This window comes from Bacillus sp. AFS041924, from assembly GCF_002577195.1.
Lineage (GTDB): Bacteria > Bacillota > Bacilli > Bacillales > Bacillaceae_G > Gottfriedia.
In genome coordinates this window covers 1-5,087 of sequence record NZ_NULG01000108.1, presented here as the reverse complement: position 1 = coordinate 5,087, position 5,087 = coordinate 1, and the positions used below count along the sequence as shown (strand labels likewise).

Genomic DNA, 5,087 nt, shown 5'->3' with positions numbered 1-5,087 from the left:
ACTTGAGCCTCCTTTAGCAAGCCTTTAGGGGTCTCAAGTTTCCCGCATTTCCCATAGGAGTCTTCGCACCTTCCATTTCAATTAGTCTCGAATTTAACTAGAATCAACAATTAATATTAACAGAGTCTTTTATTTAAAAAGATCCACTCTTTTACTATCATTTCTAGTTTATTTATTATTTAATTTTTTAAACTCATTTTTACTACTTTTATGGCATTTGTCTATTTTAAATTAATATTGAATTTTTCGATTAAATCTTTAAAAGCAGGTCTTTCATTTCCATCTCTTCCAACAATATGTGTTGCTGTTATTAATGAGTTTAAAACGGCCTCCTCAGTTGCTTCTCCGATCGCCCTAAATGCTAGATCAATATCTTCTTCATGAATAGTCGGTACCGTAATACAGTGTGAGGTTTTTTCATGAGGAATTTTTGTTGCAGTAGAAAAGCCAATTACGACTTCACCACTTCCCGTAGTAATAATTGAACCTGTTCTTGATAATCCCGTAACTGTTCTTTTAATAATCCGATTTAGCTGTCTTTCAGATACGGGAAGATCTGTTGCAACAATCATAATAATTGAACCCTTATCTTGTTCGTCTCGTTCTTTTAAGATAAAATCTCTCAATTCAGCTCCAACCGGTTTTCCATTTACCTTTAAATCACTTAAAATACCAAAATTAGATAATACTAAAACCCCCATCGTATAAGTACCATGTTCCATTGTCATCATCCTAGAAGCTGTACCTATACCACCTTTTAATGAATAACAGAGCATTCCCGTCCCTGCTCCAACTGTTCCTTCTACTATTTCTGAAGAAGCATTATGTAGTGCTTGAAAAACATGATTTTTCGTAATAAACCTTGCTCGTACGTCATTTAAATGCATATCATTGCATTCACAAATAACTGGGTTAACAGTTCCAGTTGTTCGTCCAATTTCAGGATTATGCTCTAACATATATTCTATTAATGCATCCGCAGCAGTACCAATACTTAAAGTATTGGTTAAAATAATTGGCGTTTCAATTGTTCCTAACTCATTAATCTGAATTGCCCCCATTGACTTACCGAAACCATTAATTACATGTGTTGATGCAATTAACTTCTCCTTAAATACATTTCCCTGATGTGGCAATATCGCTGTAACACCAGTTTGAATGTCATGATCACTAATCGTTACGTGACCAACAGTAACTCCTTCAACATCTGTAATAGAATTTAAGGGACCAGTTTCCAGATACCCAATATTCACACCATAATCTCTTATTCTTTTTTGACTTTGCATAATAACCTCCCTCTTCAACACAAAATAGCTAATAACTTTATTTCATAAAGGACAAAAGGCTCTTAATTAGAGCTTTTAGTTAAAAAAGATTTTTGTCCTTTACTGATTTACCCGTTACTTTCTGTGAATATTTTTTTCTCCTGACTTTCTTTGACTTTTAATGGGATATAAGATAAAGAAAGTACTGCTACACCGATCATTAATAATATCATCAATGACGTAAATAAAAGCACAATCTTACTCGAAAATAATTTCATCATGTTTGATATTCTCCTTTTACGATTAATCTTATGAATTATTTTAACAGATAAATTTGAAAATTTGATACTTACGTATAAAAATAACGCTCTAAATGACTCTCAAACATAAATATAGTTTTTTAATTCCACTTATTTAGCCTCATGGAAATTATTACCAACTAAGAAAAAAGAACTATTTCTATTACCATACATACCCTATATTAAACCTCGTTTTCTAGGTGGTATTGGCAAACAGGTTCACATCACTTTTATCCTGAAGATAAAAGTGGTTTTTCTATTAAATATTCAAAATAAAAAGCACAAGGACATATAATTTCCTGTGCTTTTATTGATAAAGGTACTTTGATAGTGACTTCATTAATGATCGATAAAAAATTAGTCCCTATATCCATAACCAATAATTTGTTGAGATTTTGAATCTGCATAGATTGCGAACCCACCTATACTAGGATTATCACTAGAAGGATAATCAATAATCAAAACTTCTTTTCCTATAAAATCTTTTTCTTGGATACTTCCCATATTTTCTTTAAGGATAATCTTCTGTATACTTGCATCCTTCCAAGTCCCTTTTATATGATTTTTAATTTCACTAGAAAGTTGATTCCAAACATTCTCTCTTATGTCTTTTTGTTTAACAATACTTTTTGCAATCTTTACTTCCTTTGAAGTTAATACATTTGAATCTTTACTACACCCACTATTTAAGAATAGTAAAGGAACTAAAACTATGGTGGTGAGAATCATTTCTTTCAATACGATCCCTCCTATACGCTCATGTTTAATTCATAAACTGTTCTTGCAATAATTTTGTTAATTTTGTATCAAGTTTATATACTATTCCTTTATGTAAATAAATATTTTGCTTGTAATTCACTTCAAAATCCTCAATTTTACCCTCTCGATCAATTAAAGTGAGTTTCAAATCTGAATTGTCAACTTGTTTATCTTCCACATTTTTCAAGTTAAAACCTTTTTCAATTTTATTGATTAGATCCTCATCTTTTTGGGCTGAATAAATCAATGTATCAATTGAGGTAACACCAATGATTCCTACTACTTTACTCGTTTTCTCTTCCGAATTGGATTTAATTGAACAGCCAAATAATATAAATAGACAACTTAAAACAATTAATATTCTTTTCATATAACCTCCAATGTTTAAAATGAATTTTTTATATTAAATTCAACGACTGATTCATTACTCCTTGAAAAATAAACACATTGCATTATTAAAATATTAAAAAGTTATTTTTAGCATATAGAATGCAAATCTCATTAGGTGATTTTTTCCTATAAAAAAATGAGTTGCAAATACAACTCAATCTTCTTTAAAATGTAAATATTATTGATAGAATTACTGATTAAATTTATCAAGAGTATAGTCATAATTGATTTCAATGAGACTATTATTTAACTCAGTAAGAAATTTATTTACAGACTCGACTAAAGACTCTGTAGTTATATACTCCGTCGGTTCAAACATTTGCCATACTGAATAGATACCCCAACGATCATCATCTTTATATAGGAAATTCATCAAATCTTCATTTCGATTAATCGATTCATAGTTCATATTCACTTTTAAGCCATTTCGTATTTTTTGAACCCATTCGCTCAGTTGACTCGCAAACTCTGTTAGATTTATATTTGGGTCGTGGAAATACAGAGTATCGTTTAAGTAAATATTTAATGAACCATCAATATATTTACCCGTATTCGCAACGTAAGCCGGTTCTGAAGGTATATAATCATTTAATATAAACAAGAATTTTATATTCATAAATTAATCCTTTCGTATGTAGTTCGATCTTTCTTAATTTACTCTTATTATTTCCTATTTTTGGTATTTCCTACAATAATATTTATCTTTTTCAATTAAATAGATCAAATATTTATATTTTACGTTAAAGGTTAAATTTCGCTTTGGCATTTAAAACGGGTAAGTTTCTTGAACGAATTGTACCTTACCCAGTTTGTGGACATAGGAATAGAATGTCTATTGAAGATGATTGAAGCTACTGGGAAGCTCAATTTTAATAGTTTATAAATCAGTAATAAAAGGAAACCTGTTATTAAAAAGGTTTCCTTTATTTATTAAAAAATTATAATAGAAAGGAAGTATTAATTTGCAAAAACAGATCGAAGAATTAACATTATTGTTACTGTATTTAACATCTTTTCAAGAGAATAGTGTATTAGGTGAGACTACACTTAGAAGTTGGAAAGGATATCCATTCGATACATTAGATCAATTATCAAATGATAGTCTAATTTTTTTCAGTAATCGTGCAAAATCAGTTTATATTACAGAAGATGGAATAGAACTAGCTAAAATATTAATGCAGAAATATAACATTCAACAAATGAATTAAGGTTAATCCTATATCTAAAACTGCAATTATAGTTAATTACAATCATTTTCGCATTGTACTAAGTTATCTTTCTTTAAAATCTCTGTTGCTTTCTTTATATTTGATACATTAAAAAAAAGGGAATCTTTTTCACCTATATAAAATGATTTCACTTCAACATTACACCATAATCTACCGTAAATTTTACTAAATACCCCTGGAATACCAGCTGGGATATTTAATATAGCCATAATTGTTTCTTCTTTAAATTTAACATTAGAAGATTCAAGCGCATCCTTAACTACTTTTAGATCTCGTTTACTTTCAGATTCAGTTGTTCCAGGTACTAGTCTAACAAAATTTTTATGATTTCGACTTCTTGAAAGTAAAATACCAACAATATTTACTGACTTGTTAGCTATTTCCCTTAATATGCATTCAAAAGTTTCATCATTTACAATAAAAATAAATTCTGTTCTATATTCAATATTAAAATTTAATTGCTCGATTTTACGATTATTAGAACAATTCAAATTCTCCACATCCTAATTTTTTGGTTTTTATTAAAGTATGTGAAATAAAGGAAAATGTTTTTTGTGTAAGATAATAACTTACACTTCTCATGTCATCTCATTTTCTAGTCATTTCATCAAGATATAAAAAAATCCCCTTATAATTGACAGTGAATATCTTTTAACTGTCAATTATAAAGGGATTATTAATTCACTCGGTCTAATCACACTCTAAGGTGTAAATGTGATTATATTCATATCCCTATTATTAGCAGATGCTGAAGTAAGATTCGAAGCAGTCGTAAAAATAACTCTTAGACTATAGGTTGATGTTGCATTTGCAGGTGCTATATTAACTTGAGTACTTGCAATTTGAAACCTTTGAGTACCAGCTGTAGGTTGACTTCTACTAATTATCCTAGTGTCTATTAAAGTTGCATCTCTATATAGTCTTAATTCAAAGACAATTGACCAGTTTGCATTGACAACTATTTCAATCGCTGTTGCATAGTCAATTTTAAGCTGCTGATTAGCTAACACTCCTTGCGTGATACTGACTATGGTTACTTCAGTATTAAGTGGCGGGAATACAGCTATTGATCCTGCATTTTCTGCAAAAGTTAGAGTTGGTCTTTGACCTGTTGGGCCTGTTGCTCCGGTTGTTCCTGTTGCCCC

The 5,087-nt window shown here is 29.8% G+C and carries 7 protein-coding genes and 1 pseudogene; 1 reads left to right on the top strand and 7 read right to left on the bottom strand.

Annotated features, from left to right (window positions below):
* Positions 1 to 221: 221 nt before the first annotated feature.
* The 5 genes from COC46_RS18385 to COC46_RS18370 form a co-directional block, all read right to left on the bottom strand.
* A complete protein-coding gene (locus tag COC46_RS18385) occupies positions 222 to 1,286 on the bottom strand; it encodes a DmpA family aminopeptidase (protein ID WP_098811371.1) in 1,065 nt (354 codons plus the stop codon).
* 107 nt (positions 1,287 to 1,393) lie between these two features.
* On the bottom strand, positions 1,394 to 1,543 hold the full coding sequence (locus COC46_RS22355) for a hypothetical protein (protein ID WP_176545215.1): 150 nt from the start codon (positions 1,541 to 1,543) through the stop codon (positions 1,394 to 1,396).
* A gap of 378 nt (positions 1,544 to 1,921) precedes the next feature.
* A complete protein-coding gene (locus COC46_RS18380; RefSeq protein ID WP_098811370.1) occupies positions 1,922 to 2,302 on the bottom strand; it encodes a hypothetical protein in 381 nt (126 codons plus the stop codon).
* 25 nt (positions 2,303 to 2,327) lie between these two features.
* Entirely contained in the window at positions 2,328 to 2,693 is a 366-nt protein-coding gene (locus COC46_RS18375; protein ID WP_098811369.1) for a hypothetical protein, read from the bottom strand.
* Between the two features lie 210 nt (positions 2,694 to 2,903).
* The gene (locus COC46_RS18370; RefSeq protein ID WP_098811368.1) at positions 2,904 to 3,329 is read right to left on the bottom strand and encodes a DUF7878 domain-containing protein; all 426 of its coding nucleotides are present in this window, start codon (positions 3,327 to 3,329) and stop codon (positions 2,904 to 2,906) included.
* A gap of 346 nt (positions 3,330 to 3,675) precedes the next feature.
* On the opposite strand from COC46_RS18370, the gene COC46_RS18365 reads away from it, so the two are divergent.
* The gene (locus tag COC46_RS18365; RefSeq protein ID WP_098811367.1) at positions 3,676 to 3,921 is read left to right on the top strand and encodes a DUF6429 family protein; all 246 of its coding nucleotides are present in this window, start codon (positions 3,676 to 3,678) and stop codon (positions 3,919 to 3,921) included.
* 32 nt (positions 3,922 to 3,953) lie between these two features.
* On the opposite strand, the gene COC46_RS18360 is transcribed toward COC46_RS18365, so the two are convergent.
* A complete protein-coding gene (locus COC46_RS18360) occupies positions 3,954 to 4,433 on the bottom strand; it encodes a glycosyltransferase family protein (protein ID WP_098811366.1) in 480 nt (159 codons plus the stop codon).
* A 210-nt stretch (positions 4,434 to 4,643) separates the two neighbouring features.
* Positions 4,644 to 5,087: pseudogene (locus COC46_RS18355) on the bottom strand (hypothetical protein); the annotation flags it as partial.